Genomic DNA, 14,970 nt, shown 5'->3' on the forward strand with positions numbered 1-14,970 from the left:
AATTTTGAAAGTGTGATAATCATATTATAACAAGCGTTTTATCCACTATCATAAGGATGATTTCACAATTTTTGATGAGTACTCTGATGGGTATGGTAGCAGCATGAAGGCTGTGATTGTGATTCAGTCTTTCCAACAAGATAGTTTAAAGGACCAAAAAGTACTATAGGTATTAGAAATCTTTCATGCAGAAAATGGTGAAATAAATGTCTTACGAAAATAAAATTTTACAAATGAAAAAAATGCTCGGGAAAAAAACGACGACAACTCCAAAAAAAGAGGATAAACCTGCATATCAAAAACCTGTTGCTCCAAGCTATACTGAGCGGTGGGGAAATGCTGGACTAACAATTGTAGAAAATGAATTCGGTATCGTTTTTAAACGACAGGTGCGTTATCCGTTTAGTTATCAGCATGGAAATTATAAGTTGCAATCATTTTTTGATGCATTAGTAAAATGGCAAGAGGCAAAGTTCGAACATCCATATGCATTAGAAATGAATGAAAAGGTATTGTTTTTTGATACAGAAACTACTGGCTTGAAGGGTGTAGGGACACAAATTTTTCTTTTAGGCTTTTTAGAAGTATCAGAGGAAAATGAAAGCTTTATTTTAACTCAATATATTTTAGCTGACCCTGCACATGAGGCAGCGTTACTTTTTGAATCAAAGCTTTGGCAAAAAACAGCGACGGTTATTACCTACAATGGAAAAAGCTTTGACTGGCCGCAACTTGAAACACGTTGGACACTCAACCAAAAACAATTACCTAAACTGCGTACGCAACGGCATATCGATTTATTGCATAGTTCAAAGCGTTTATGGAAAAATGATATGGAAAGAATGAAATTAAAAGCTGTGGAAGAAGAGAAGCTTGGCTTTTCTCGCATAGGAGATATACCAGGATATCTTGCACCTATTATATATTTAGATGCAATCAAAAGCGGTATTCCAGATGCCCTTATGAAAGTCCTACTTCATAATGAATGGGATTTACTTTCACTGATTACGCTTTATGTCCACTCTACAAATTTGCTATTTGAAGAGACGACCGAAGAATCAGCAAAAACGTTTACAAATATCGGGAAATGGTATGCTGATTTAAAAGAGAGTTCACAGAGTGTAAAGGTTTTAGAAAAGGTTACGACCCAATTTGATGCACTTGAAGCGGGAAATGCACAATATTATTTAGCAATACAACATAAAAGAAATAAAAAGTTTAGTGAAGCGATTGATTCATTTGTGGCCGCACTACATTTCGTTGATCAACGAAAAAAGTTGCATGTATTAGAACAGCTAGCAATGCTATATGAGCATCAAATGAAAGATTATGACCAGGCCTTTTATTATACGCAAGAGGGCATAAAATTAATAAAAAAGAATGAGCAATGGAGAGTAGAACAAAAGCAGAAATGGGAAATTTCTTGGGAAAAGAGGTTACTCCGGTTAGGAAATAAGAAATAATTTCCCGGGTAAGCGCAAGAAACGACAAGTTTAGCCTTACATTTGGTGTTTTCAAACGATATAATGTGATGAAGTGTGCTATAATTAAACGTATGTAGTGTGAGGAAGGGCGATGTGAATGGATATTAAATTAACGTCAAAAATGATCCTTGAAAAGGAATTTAAGAAAAATTTTAAAGGCTACAATGTAGAAGAAGTCGATTCATTTCTTGATGAAATAATACAAGACTATGAAACGTTCGAAAAAGTGGTGGCCCAACTTCGTGAAGATAATAAACAATTAAAAGAAGAAATTGATAATACGCCTAAGAGACAACCTGTTGCATCGGCAGCTGGTACGACAAACTTTGATATTTTAAAACGTCTTTCGAATTTAGAGAAACACGTATTTGGTAGTAAGTTGTACGAATAATTTTTGTCAATTATATTGTATTTATCATAAAACTCTAGTATAATCTTTTTTATCATCATGAAATTCTGGTAATCGCTGCGGCGCTAGACGTCGTAGAGGAAAGTCCATGCTCGCACGGTTCTGAGATGACCGTAGTGTTCGTGCTTACTGAAAAAATAAGGTAAGGCAGCTGTAAAGGCTGACGGCGGAAGGAAAACCTAAGTCTTAATGATATGGTTGAAACTTCCTGAAAGTGCCACAGTGACGTAGCTTGCTTGGAAACATGCAAGGTGGAACGAGGTAAACCCCACGAGTGAGAAACCCAAATTATGGTAGGGGCACTCTCTAAAAGGAATTGAACGGATAGAGGGACAGAGTTAACTCTGTAGATAGATGATTACTACCCGGCCGTACGAGGCGATAGCTGTTTGAGTACTCGGGAACAAAACATGGCTTATGGAATTTTTTGATGCTTATTTATGAAATGACAAGCGCTCTCCAATTTGGTGGAGAGCTTTTCTTTTGAATAAAGTAAGAAAAAGTTATTTTTAATCATGTCTAGACATGTGCGATATTCGTTTGAGAATAAGGCTGTACACTGTTGGTCATGCCTCTGTAGCTACGATTCGAAACAAAACATCTAATAAACTGTTATCGCAACGCTATACATATTGTCTACATACGAGTAGACTTGCGCAAAAGCGCTTTTCTAAAAATGAGGGTAGTAAAGAGAGATAGGATGGAGTAGAAACATGAACGGTGTGAACGATAGTCTGGAGAAGCTAAATTCAATTTCCAAATATCCTACAGCCTTAATAACAAAAATCTTCGAAAATGTATCTGAAGGCATCATGATCACGGATAAAGATAAAAGAATAACAATGGTCAATCCTGCTTTTGAATTTGTAACTGGTTATAAGCGTAATGAAGTGATTGGAAAAACACCAGCCGTTCTACAGTCAGGTGTACATGAATTGCAATTTTATTTAGATATGTGGCAAAAGATACGACAAGAAGGCATTTGGCAGGGGGAAATATGGAATCGTCGTAAAACCGGAGACGTATATCCAGAATGGTTAACAATTGTCGGTGTAGCCAACGATGAGGGAGAGATCACAAATTACTGTGGGATCTTCACAGATTTGTCTGAAAGAAAAATAGTAGAAGATGAACTAGAAAAGCGTCTATTAACAGACTCATTAACGGAAGTATCAAATCGATTTGCTTATATTGAAAGAATGGATAATCTATTAGAATCAACATCTACGATCTCTCATTCAGTACAGCATGCAGTCTATTTTTTAGATTTAGATCGATTTAAGCAAATTAATGATACGTTAGGTCATGCAGTCGGAGATACTATTCTAGTAGAAGTGGCAAAGCGCTTAAAAACGTTGTTAAAAAATAAAGATATCATTGCTAGATATGGCGGTGATGAGTTTATTATTACGTTAACAAACGTGAAGAATGCTAAAGAAGCCGCAAATTTTGCTGAACAAATTATTGGGATTATTGAAAAGCCTTTGGATATTAATGGTCAGGATATTTTTATTTCGACGAGTATTGGTATCAGCATGTATCCATTAGATGGTGAAACAACGGAGCAATTGATTCATTGTGCTGACAAGGCAATGACTTATTCGAAAAAGAATGGTCTTAATGACTATGCTTTTTATTTTGATGAATTGAAGACTGACTCTCAGCGTGTTTTATTATTAGATTCAGAACTACGGAGAGCTATTGAAAATCGAGAATTTGAGCTGCATTTTCAGCCTAAAATATCTATGGAAAATGAAGAGATTCAAGGTTTAGAGGCACTTGTTCGTTGGAATAGTGAAAGACTAGGATTTGTTTCTCCAGTAGAATTTATTCCTTATGCTGAGGAAACAGGTTTAATCATTCCTTTAAGCGAAGTGATTATTGAAAAAGCTTGTGAGGCAGTTAAAGAGATGCGTCAAAGTGGTTACAAGACTCCGGTTGCTATCAATATTTCAAGTATTCACTTTAAGCAACAAAACTTTTTAGACTCAGTTCAAGCGATATTAGAGCGTTATAACACGCCTGCTAACAATTTTGAAATCGAAGTTACAGAACGTACTGTAATGAACAGTGCAAATGAAACGGTTAGCAAACTTGTGCGACTTAAGAAAATGGGCTTTAAAATTTCTATTGACGATTTTGGGACAGGCTATTCGTCTCTTAGTTATTTAGTTCGCTTCCCCCTCGATTATTTAAAAATCGATCGAAGCTTCATTCAACATATTGGCTCACTCGATGAAAAACAGGCAGTGGTGGATGCGATTATTCAAATGTCGCATCGCTTAAAAATGAAAGTTGTTGCTGAAGGTGTAGAACAAGCACAACAAGTGGATATACTACGTAAAATGAACTGTGATATAATTCAAGGCTATTATTACAGCAAACCGTTGCCACTTCACGAACTTATCGAGTTTATGGAGTATTGGGAAATTGAGCATCAAGGAAGGAATTAGTGTATGGCAAACTATAAATTAGTAGCAACTGCTGCAATGGGATTAGAGTCGATTGTGGCACAAGAGGTAAAGGCACTAGGCTATGAAACAACAGTTGAAAACGGCAAAGTGTATTTTGAAGGTGACGAAACGGCCATTGCACGAACAAACTTATGGCTACGTGTAGCAGACCGAGTAAAAATTGTTGTAGGACAGTTTCCTGCTAAATCTTTTGAACAGTTGTTTGAAAGTGTAAAAGCTTTACCGTGGGAAAAATACTTACCAGTTGATGCAGCTTTCCCAGTATCAGGGAAGTCTGTTAAATCCAAATTATTTAGTGTGCCAGATTGTCAGGCAATTACTAAAAAAGCAATTGTAGAGCGCATGAAACAACATTATAAACGTTTAGGATTTTTAGATGAATCCGGTGCAACTTATAAAATTGAAGTTTCAATTTTAAAAGATGTGGCTACACTTACTATTGATACATCGGGTGCGGGCTTGCATAAACGCGGCTATCGTCAAGCACAGGGTGAAGCACCTTTAAAAGAAACATTAGCAGCTGCACTCGTACAAATTTCAAAGTGGAATCCGAATCGTCCGTTCGTTGATCCATTCTGTGGTTCTGGTACAATTGCGTTAGAAGCAGCAATGTTTGGACAAAATATTGCACCAGGCTATAATCGTGAATTTATTTCAGAGAATTGGCCATGGATGAAGGCGAAAATTTGGGATGCAGTGCGAGATGAAGCGGACAGCTTAGCGAACTATGATCAACCATTAGAAATTTTCGGATCTGATATTGATCATCGCATGGTGAGTATTGCACAAGAAAATGCACTTGAAGCGGGCTTTGGTGATATGATTACGTTCAAGCAAATGCAAGCACGTGATTTTACTACACAGCTAACAGATGGTGTTATGATTGGTAATCCGCCATACGGAGAACGTATTGGTGACATCGAAGTCGTGGAGCAAGTAATTCGTGATTTAGGAAAAGTCATGAAAAACTATCCGACTTGGTCCGTGTACATGTTATCCTCAATGAAAAACTTTGAGGAATTGTACGGGCGTCAATCGACTAAGAAGCGTAAATTATTCAATGGTTTTATCGAAACTAATTATTACCAATTCTGGGGACAAAAGTCTAAAAGAGATTAACGAATGATAACGGAAGATAAGATTTTTTCTTATCTTCCGTTTCGTCGCGTATAATAGGACCAGATAGTTAGAGGGGGAACGTCAATTGCGTAAATCTTTACCATTTGCATTAACAAAGGACCGCTCATTTTTCGAGTCATTAGGTGACTGGATGGGGGACGTCCTTTATGATGAATTACCTGAAAAGGGCTTTGAATGCCGTGACGAGCAAATTTTTATGGCATATCAAATTGAGCAGGCCCTAAAAGAAAAAAACGTGCTTTTTGCGGAGGCAGGTGTAGGGACAGGGAAGACAATTGCCTATTTACTACCAGCTGTATCCTACGCACGCTATACTGGCAAACCAGCCCTTATTGCATGTGCAGATGAAACTTTAATAGACCAGCTAGTAAAAGAGGGCGGCGATATTTATAAGCTACAAAAAACGTTAGGTCTTGAAATTGATGTTCGCTTAGCGAAGTCACGAGACCAATATTTATGCTTAAAGCGTTTTGAGGAAGCTGAAAAAGTGGAAACTGATGAATGGATCGATGATATTGCATTTTCTATACCCGATGGAGTATATGCACAAGGCTCAATGATTGCTATACAACCTTATGGTGAACGAAGCGATTATCCAACTGTCAGTGATGAAGATTGGCAAAAAGTAAACTACAACTCGATTATGCAGTGTTCAGTATGTGATCTTCGTAATCGATGTGGCCAAACATTAAATCGTGCACATTATCGTAAATCGACGGATTTAATCATTTGTTCGCAAGATTTTTTGATGGAGCATTTAGCGACAAAGGAGTCTCGTGAACGTGAAGGGCAACTAGCTTTATTGCCTGAAGTATCGATGATGGTGCTAGACGAAGGCCATTTATTAGAATATGCAGCACAAAAAGCAATGACGTATAAAGTTCAGGCGACAACAATTGTGACATTGTTAGAGCGCTTAATGGTGGATGGTGTGCGCGAGCGTACATTATATGCGATGGAAAAATTGCAAGATGACCACGAGCTATTTTTTGACCAGCTACGAGATGATCTAGTAGCCTCTGAAGAAGAGCGTAAACGCATTAATAAATCCCCAAATCTATTGAAATATGGTAAACAACTTATTGCTGATGTTGAAACATTACTCGAGGAATTTGTCTTTGAATCTGAAATGTATATGATTCCAGAGTATGAATTAAATATGGCAGAGGAATATTTAGAACAATACGAGGCATCTTTACGTATTTTCATAGCTCAGGGAGATGCAGTCGATTGGTTAGAGGAAACTGATGGAGAGGAAACGCTTGTAATTATGCCTCGTCTCATCACAGAAGTTTTAGCAGAAAAATTATTCTCTAAAAAACTTCCAATAGTATTCTCTTCAGCAACTTTATCAGTCAATAAAGATTTTTCATATATTGCCTATAGTCTAGGAATTCGTGATTATCAATCATTTGCTGTTCCATCTCCATTTGATTATGAAGAAGTTATGCGAATTTATTTACATGAGCTTTCTCAAAAGGAGAAAACGGCGCGTGTTCAACAGCTATTACGTGACGGTGAAAAAACATTAATTTTATTTAAATCAAAACAAGCAATGTTAGATTTCAAAGAGGAACTACCTCTTATGGAACGGATGTATGTAGCGTTTGAGGGGGACCGTGAACTATCAGGAATTGTTCGTGATTTCCAAGAAGGCACAATCAAAACATTATGCTCCTATCATTTATGGGAAGGTCTAGATTTGCCGGAAGAGGCATTAACACGAGTTATTATTTTTGATTTACCTTTCCCTCCACACGATCCATTATTTGATGCGAAACGTACATTTGCAGAAAATCCATATGAAGAAGTGGAATTACCGTTTATGCAGCTTCGTTTACAGCAAGGAATGGGGCGTTTAATTCGTACTTCAAACGACCATGGAGATATCCATATTTTGTTGAATGAAGATGAAGCAAAGCAACGTGAAACATTTGAAAATATATTGGCTGTTACACCAGAAATAAAGTAGAAAAAGCGAGATTGCACTTGTTGCAGTCTCGTTTTTTTATATATTTAAATAACATTTTTATCGTAAAATAATGATGAGTCAGAAAAAAACTGTTGAATATTTCTCTTTTAAGCTATATAGTTCTTTGTAATGCAATGAAAATTATTAAAATAATTTATTTTTTATATTGAAAATAATTTTGCAAAAGGTTTATAATAATGACAAGAAATTTTAAGAATAATCAAAATCAACATTTGGTTATTCCGTGATAGGGGGGTTGAGCCTGTCGAACATTCAAACATTGTGTCGAAAGTATACGAACTTATCTGCAACAGATATAGAAAAGTTAAAAGAAATAGAAGCAACATTATCGTATTATGCTGAATTGACAGATTGTTATATGTTCATAGATTGTATGCTGGAAAACTTACCTCATGCAATTGTTGTGGCAGAGGCTTTCCCGAAAACAGAAAGCGGCTTATACGAAAAATCTGTAATTGGCAAATTTGTATTTGAAAGCTTTGAACCAGCAGTATTTTCTGCTTTTAAAAATAAAGAAAAATCGTCAATTACTAGAGCAATAACACAGGAAGGTATAACAGTTGAACAAAACGTTGTCCCTCTCCTTAATGACCAACAGCAGATTATTGCAGTATTAATCCAGGAAAAAATGGTGGATATGCAAACAACACCTAAAGATGATTTTCGACATATGCCTTTTGCATTAATTGAGCATATTGTAGAGCCAAATTCTCAACCGATTCCAGTAGTTTCTGATTTACTAGTGGAATCAATTATTCTTACAAATCATGAAAACAAAGTTATCTATAGCAATCCTGCAGGCTACCGATTTATATCTGAGCTATCAGGACTAGAACGTTTTGACAACGTTGCATTGAATAAGATTTTACCTTTTTTACAGGAGGTCTATGATAAAGGCGATGATGTCTTTTTCTTAGAAATTACGATTGATCGTAAATCCTTTATTGTGAAGAAAATTCCTATTCGTGATCAAAACGATAAAGTGACACTCCTCATTATTCAAGATCTTACAGAACTTAAGTTAAAAGAAAATGAACTAATGATGAAAACATTTGCTATACGAGAAATTCACCATCGAGTGAAAAATAATTTACAGACAGTTACGAGTCTATTGCGCTTGCAAATGCGAAATGACTTGTCAGCTTCAGGTGCGAGTGCTTTTCAAGAGGCATTAAATCGAATATATAGTATTTCCTCTGTTTATGAACTTATTTTAGAAAATGAAGATAACGCTGAAGAGAAAGTAGACGTTATCGCGTTATCTAAAAAGATAGGACATAAAATGGTTGGGACATCCAATACAGCATCAATTCAGTTAACCTTTCATCACGATAATGTACAGTTATTTTGTCATTCTAAAAAAGCTGTTTCGCTCGCGTTAATCATTTGTGAGCTACTGCAAAATGCACTGAAATATGCTTTTATAGGTCGTGAGGAAGGAACAATTGATATTCAATTTCAAGAGGATGCTTCCACTATTTCACTTGATATTTCTGACAACGGCGTTGGAATGCAAGAAGTGAAGGCCTCATTTGGAATGGAGATTATTACAAGGCTTGTTGAATATGATCTAGCTGGCACATTTTCAATTATCCCTAGTGACCAAGGTACACATACTCAAATTCAGTTCCCTGTAAGTGAGGAGGTATTTATCCTAAATGGCTAGGAAAGTTATGATCGTCGAAGATGAGTCGCTTATTGCAATTGATTTGAAGTTTATGCTAGAGGATAACGGCTACGAAGTGGTAGCGCAAGCGAATAATGGCGAATCAGCAATTGAGTTGGCTTTTACACATAAGCCACAGCTAATCTTAATGGATATTAAAATGCCAAAGCTAGATGGTTTAAAGGCAAGTAAAATTATTGAGCAGCAGCTTGGTATACCGGTGCTATTTATATCAGCTTATAGTGAAAAAGAGTTGTTACTGTACGTAAAGCAGGACAATGTTTTAGGCTATGTTATGAAACCGTTTTCTGAGAAAAATGTCCTTCCAGCGTTGGAAGTGGCATTTCACCAAATTGATAAGTTCAACCGTCTAAACGGGGAATTGTTGCATAAACAAACAGAATTAGAAAAGCGAAAAATAATCGAACGAGCAAAAGGGTTGCTAATGCAGTCGGAGAACCTGAGTGAGGACGAAGCTTATAAAAAAATTCGCAATGAAAGTATGCAGACTCAACAAGAAATGGCGCTTATTGCAAGGCGCATTATCAATACCTTACAAGTAAATAGCTAAAGCAAAGACGCTTTAAAGAGATTTCTTCTTTAATGCGTCTTTTTTATTTTCATTCAGCTCTCACCTCTAAAGGTGATGAGATGAATGCGGTTATTGTTCCTTTACGGTAGGTGTTCAACATCTACTGATTAAATATAAAAGCCTCTGGCGGGTGTCACAGATTTGAAAGGAATGAATTGTGTCTACACAATTCATAATCTGGACGCATTGTTTATCGAAAGCGACAATCAAGCCAAGGCGAAATAGATATATAGATAACAATTAAGGGGTGATGAGAAGGATGGCAATGATAGGAACGGTTATCGTTTATATTATTATGACCTGTGCAGTTTTAGGGGCAATCGGAGCAATTCGAGATGCTGAATATGGAATCGGTAAAGAGTTTATGAATGGTATTCATACGGTTGGACATATTTTTGTACCTGCTGCAGGGATCATGGCTGCTATACCTTACTTAACGTGGTTTATAAGCCATTTTATTAGTCCAATTTTTGAATTGATTGGTGCTGATCCAGCTATTGCAGCAACGACAATTTTAGCTTCGGACATGGGAGGATACCAATTAGCGAATGCGTTAAAAGAGTCTTATGAAGGATGGGTCATGGCTCTAGTTGTCGGATTTATGTCAGGCGCAACAATCGTGTTCTCTATTCCAATGGGCCTTGCCATGTTAGATAAGCGAGATCATAAATATATGGCTTTAGGTATTATGGCGGGAGTTTTAACAATTCCGATTGGAGCATTTATTTCTTCAATTATGATTGTGATATTTAATACAGACGTTCGTGAAGTGATTAGTACAACAGCTGCACCAACATATGTATTTACCATTTCTATTTTACAAATATTAATAAATTTATTGCCTTTATTTATTTTCGTAGTGTTAATTGCGTTAGGTCTTAAGTTAATTCCGAATGGCATGATCAAAGGATTCATGATTTTTGGACGCGTGATGGATGCTGCTATCAAACTTGTGCTAGTGTTCTCGATTGTAGAAATTTTTACAGGTGTTTTTACAAAAATTTTCGGTGCGTGGGGCTTTGATCCGATCATGGCAGATAAAGTCGATCAATTCCGAGCATTAGAAACAGCAGGGTATATCGGTATTATGCTATCGGGTGCATTCCCAATGGTGTACTTAATAAGAAAATATGCATCGAAACCTCTAGAAGCGGCAGGGAATAAATTAGGCTTATCGTCAGTAGGAAGCGCAGGTATTTTAGCGACAATTGCTAATATTTTAGCCATGTTTACACTCATTCGACATATGCCACCTAAAGATAAGGTTATTAACATAGCCTTTGGCGTTTGTTCAGCATTCCTTCTAGGAGATCATTTATCATTTACGGCTAACTTCCAGCCGACAATTATTTTACCTGTTATTACTGGTAAGTTTTTAGCGGGTGTTATCGCTATTATTTTTGCCTATAAACTATCTGTTCCAACAGCTTTAAGGCTAGAACAAGAGGATCGCAAGGCAGGAATTATTAAAGAAGGTGAATATCTAGAGAAGAATCTGGATTAGATAAAAAACTTGAAAGAGGTGATTACGTGTGAGTGAAGAAAAGAAACGGTTTATTCAGGAGTTTGTGCCAGGTAAACAACTAACATTGAGTCATCTAATAGCAAATCCTGATCCTGAGATGTTTCAAAAGCTGGGCATTCAAGAAGCAGGTGCACTGGGCATCATGACATGTACACCGAGTGAGACAGTTATTATCGCAGGGGATTTAGCAACAAAGGCAGCCAATGTAAGACTAGGATTTTTAGATCGCTTTACTGGCAGCCTCGTTATTGTTGGTAGTGTCTCCGAGGTTGAAATGGCAATGTTAGAGATTAATCGTTTTCTATCAGAGATGCTAGGCTATACACCATCAAAAATAACTAAGTCATAGGATGTGCTGAATGAAAAATCGAGTAATGATCATAGGTGGTGTTCAAGCAGGTAAGTCGACACTGATGAATGCGTTATTGGGGAAAGAAAGACAAGCCAATAAAACACAGGCGCTCGTTTATGATGACTGGATAGTTGATACACCCGGAGAATATATTGAAAATCCGATGTATTACAGAAACATTATGGCAACATCGCTTGAAGTGACACATGTGATTTATTTGCAGGATGCCACCTCATCAAAGAGTGTTTTTCCTCCGCAATTTAGCTTAGGAATTCCTAAAATACAAATTGGTGTCATTACAAAAATTGATGCACCCCTTGCAGATGTAGAAAGAGCAATATCGCTATTACAAAATGTCATGACGCATGGTCCAATTGTCAAAACCTCTTCTTGGCAAAAGCTAGGTATTGAATTTATTGCACCACTTATAGAGCTCAGTACTGAGGAAGAAATTCGTCAATTTGTGAAGGATCGCGATAGTCCTTATCTCATGTATTGCCCGTAGTGGCGAGAGGGGAGAGTAAATTGAAGACAGAAAAAATTTATAGCGCAGGCATTGATATTGGTACAAGTACAACAAAGATGGTTGTCAGTAGTTTTCTGTTGAAAAACGTTGCAGGTGTAACGCATGTGCCACGCATAGAAATTATTGAAAAAACGGTTTTGCATCAAAGTCCAATTATTAGAACGCCGTTTATCAATAAAGAGATTATCGACATGGAAAAAATTGAGCAATTTATTTTTCAGCAATATCAATTGGCCCACATTTCACCGGCAGATATTTCAACAGGTGCCATTATCATTACAGGCGAATCTGCCACAAAGGAAAACGCAAGCGAGGTAGTTCATGCGATTTCAGATACAGCCGGGCACTTTTTAGTTGCTACTGCTGGACCCGATTTGGAAGGCATCATTGCAGCAAAAGGCGCAGGTACCTTACAGCATTCTAAAAATACTGCTAAAGTTATCGCTAACATCGATATCGGCGGTGGTACTGCAAATATTGCGGTAATGCAATTCGGAGAAGTAATTGGTACGTGTACATTGCATGTCGGTGGAAGACTTATAGAATTTCATAACGGAATGGTCCAATCGATTTCACCACCCATTATGAAACTTATGGAGAAATGGTCAAACCCATTAAAGGTGGGTGATTCAGCAGAGGATGTACGTGTCACACAACTAATCCAAGAAATGGTGGATATAGTAACGAAGACACTAAGTGGACAATTAACAGATGAACAGCATCCATTATTGCTAGGACATTTGCCAACTTGGGATAAACCAGTTGAAGCAGTCGTTTTTTCCGGTGGAGTAGCCGCCTGTATTTATGAGAATGAATGTACAAACCGTCAGTATGATGATATTGGTGAAAAATTGGCAAAAAGTCTTTTGCAGCATGAACAGCTACAATCCTTTTTATGGTTAAAACCAGAGGAAACAGCGCGGGCAACTGTGACAGGTGCGGGTACTCAAACAACTGAGATTAGTGGTGCAACAATTCAGGTAGATGCAGAGGTATTGCCTTTAAAAAATGTGCCTGTTTTCAATTGCCATATGGAAACGAACAATAAAAAATTCGACTATGCAGTGAAAACAGCTGTTGACCGAGCTGATGCTCTATTTTCTATACAGGGAAATCGCTCTCCGTTTGCACTTTATTTTAGTCATTTACCATATTTAAGTTTCCAGGATGTTCATGCATTATGTGAGGCCATTTTGAAGAACTTAGCGATGAGAAGCTCCAAGGAAATACCAATTATCATAGTCATTCAATCAGATTATGCAAAGGTTATTGGGCAAACGATACAAGCGATCAATCAAACAGTTCCTATCATTTGCATCGATCAAATCAAAGTAGAAACAGGTGATTATATTGACATTGGGGAAATACTACCATCTGGTGTTGTCCCAGTCGTTGTAAAAACACTTGCTTTCCATTCAAAGTAAGGAGGATGAATGTGAATCTATCGGTGATATTTGGTGGAGAAAAATATAATTTTAATTCATTAAAAGATGTAATGGCCAAGGCCAATGAAGAAAAATCAGGAGATCAGCTAGCTGGAATTGCGGCTGAATCTGTACAGCAACGAATTGCAGCAAAGGCAGTTCTTAGTGAGCTGCTAGTGAAGGATATCAGAGAAAATCCATTAGTTCCTTCTGAAAATGATGAAGTGACACGCATTATTGAAGGTGATATTAATGAACAAATTTATGGAGAAATAAAAAACTGGAGTATCGAGCAACTAAGAGAATACATTTTATCAAATGAAACAGGCGATCGGGAATTAAAACGATTAAGCAAGGGCATGAATTCAGAAATAATTGCGGCCGTTACAAAGCTAATGTCCAATTTAGATCTTGTCCATGCTGCCAATAAAGTGGAAATTCTGTCGACTTGTAATATTACTATCGGACAAAAGGGCACACTTTCCTCAAGATTGCAGCCGAATCATCCAACAGACAATATTGATGGGATAATTGCCTCATTAAAAGAAGGATTGTCCTATGGTATTGGCGATGCGGTCATTGGAATTAACCCAGTAGATGACTCCGTTGAAAGTGTGAAAAAAGTATTGCAAGCCACAAAGGAGTTTATCAATGATTGGTCGATTCCTACACAAAACTGTGTGTTAGCGCATATTACAACACAAATGAAAGCCATTAAACAAGGCGCACCAGCAGATATGATTTTCCAAAGTATTGCTGGAACAGAAATTGCTAACCGCTCGTTCGGCATTTCTGCTGACCTAATAAGAGAAGCTGAAGAACTTGTGAAAAAGCAAGGAACAGGAACTGGTCCGAACTTATTTTATTTTGAAACTGGGCAAGGTTCGGAGCTATCTGCTGAGGCTCATATGGGTATTGACCAAGTAACACTTGAATCGCGCAATTACGGATTTGCTAGACATTTTAATCCGTATATAGTGAACACGGTTGTTGGCTTTATTGGACCTGAGTATTTATACAATAACAAACAGGTTATACGTGCAGGATTAGAAGATCACTTTATGGGCAAAATGCACGGCATTCCAATGGGCGTTGATATTTGTTATACAAACCATATTAAGGCAGACCAAAATGATGTTGAAGATTTAAGTGTGTTACTAACAGCAGCAGGTGTCAATTTTATTATCGCTGCACCTATGGGTGATGATGTCATGCTGAACTATCAGTCAATGAGTTTCCATGATGTCGCTACATTACTTCAAACGTTTGGTAAAAAACCAGCACCTGCATTTCTAGCGTGGTTAGAAAAAATGGGCATTTATGAAAATGGTCGTCTATCTGCAAGAGCTGGCGATTTATCTATATTTGAAAGGTAGGTGAGTCCA

The 14,970-nt window shown here is 37.2% G+C and carries 12 protein-coding genes and 1 other RNA gene; all 13 read left to right on the plus strand.

Annotated features, from left to right (window positions below):
- Positions 1–206 precede the first annotated feature (206 nt).
- A complete protein-coding gene (locus tag ACFVT8_RS13790) occupies positions 207–1,463 on the plus strand; it encodes a ribonuclease H-like domain-containing protein (protein WP_387080983.1) in 1,257 nt (418 codons plus the stop codon).
- Positions 1,464–1,581: 118 nt separating this feature from the next.
- Complete coding sequence (gpsB, locus tag ACFVT8_RS13795; RefSeq protein ID WP_387080984.1) at positions 1,582–1,875, plus strand: cell division regulator GpsB; 294 nt, start codon at positions 1,582–1,584, stop codon at positions 1,873–1,875.
- 60 nt (positions 1,876–1,935) lie between these two features.
- An RNA gene (gene rnpB / locus ACFVT8_RS13800) (RNase P RNA component class B) lies at positions 1,936–2,316 on the plus strand.
- A gap of 290 nt (positions 2,317–2,606) precedes the next feature.
- Positions 2,607–4,346, plus strand: coding sequence for an EAL domain-containing protein (locus tag ACFVT8_RS13805; RefSeq protein WP_387080985.1), 1,740 nt, complete (start codon positions 2,607–2,609; stop codon positions 4,344–4,346).
- 3 nt (positions 4,347–4,349) lie between these two features.
- Positions 4,350–5,486 (plus strand): THUMP domain-containing class I SAM-dependent RNA methyltransferase, encoded by a 1,137-nt coding sequence (locus tag ACFVT8_RS13810; RefSeq protein ID WP_387080986.1) that lies wholly within the window; start codon positions 4,350–4,352, stop codon positions 5,484–5,486.
- Positions 5,487–5,571: 85 nt separating this feature from the next.
- Positions 5,572–7,479, plus strand: coding sequence for an ATP-dependent DNA helicase (locus ACFVT8_RS13815; RefSeq protein ID WP_387080987.1), 1,908 nt, complete (start codon positions 5,572–5,574; stop codon positions 7,477–7,479).
- 256 nt (positions 7,480–7,735) lie between these two features.
- Complete coding sequence (locus ACFVT8_RS13820; RefSeq protein ID WP_387080988.1) at positions 7,736–9,166, plus strand: histidine kinase N-terminal domain-containing protein; 1,431 nt, start codon at positions 7,736–7,738, stop codon at positions 9,164–9,166.
- Positions 9,159–9,737, plus strand: a complete 579-nt coding sequence (locus ACFVT8_RS13825) for an ANTAR domain-containing response regulator (RefSeq protein WP_387080990.1) — start codon at positions 9,159–9,161, stop codon at positions 9,735–9,737. The genes ACFVT8_RS13820 and ACFVT8_RS13825 overlap by 8 nt, the downstream gene beginning before the upstream one ends.
- A 280-nt stretch (positions 9,738–10,017) precedes the next feature.
- The gene (eutH, locus tag ACFVT8_RS13830; protein WP_387080992.1) at positions 10,018–11,262 is read left to right on the plus strand and encodes an ethanolamine utilization protein EutH; all 1,245 of its coding nucleotides are present in this window, start codon (positions 10,018–10,020) and stop codon (positions 11,260–11,262) included.
- Between the two features lie 28 nt (positions 11,263–11,290).
- A complete protein-coding gene (gene eutS / locus ACFVT8_RS13835) occupies positions 11,291–11,632 on the plus strand; it encodes an ethanolamine utilization microcompartment protein EutS (RefSeq protein ID WP_053482454.1) in 342 nt (113 codons plus the stop codon).
- Between the two features lie 10 nt (positions 11,633–11,642).
- Positions 11,643–12,140, plus strand: a complete 498-nt coding sequence (locus ACFVT8_RS13840) for a EutP/PduV family microcompartment system protein (protein WP_387080994.1) — start codon at positions 11,643–11,645, stop codon at positions 12,138–12,140.
- A 20-nt stretch (positions 12,141–12,160) separates the two neighbouring features.
- Positions 12,161–13,585, plus strand: a complete 1,425-nt coding sequence (locus ACFVT8_RS13845; RefSeq protein ID WP_387080995.1) for an ethanolamine ammonia-lyase reactivating factor EutA — start codon at positions 12,161–12,163, stop codon at positions 13,583–13,585.
- 5 nt (positions 13,586–13,590) lie between these two features.
- Positions 13,591–14,961, plus strand: a complete 1,371-nt coding sequence (locus ACFVT8_RS13850) for an ethanolamine ammonia-lyase subunit EutB (RefSeq protein WP_387080997.1) — start codon at positions 13,591–13,593, stop codon at positions 14,959–14,961.
- Positions 14,962–14,970: the final 9 nt, after the last annotated feature.

Source organism: Lysinibacillus sp. NPDC058147 (assembly GCF_042884205.1).
In the GTDB taxonomy this organism is placed as follows: Bacteria; Bacillota; Bacilli; order Bacillales_A; family Planococcaceae; genus Lysinibacillus.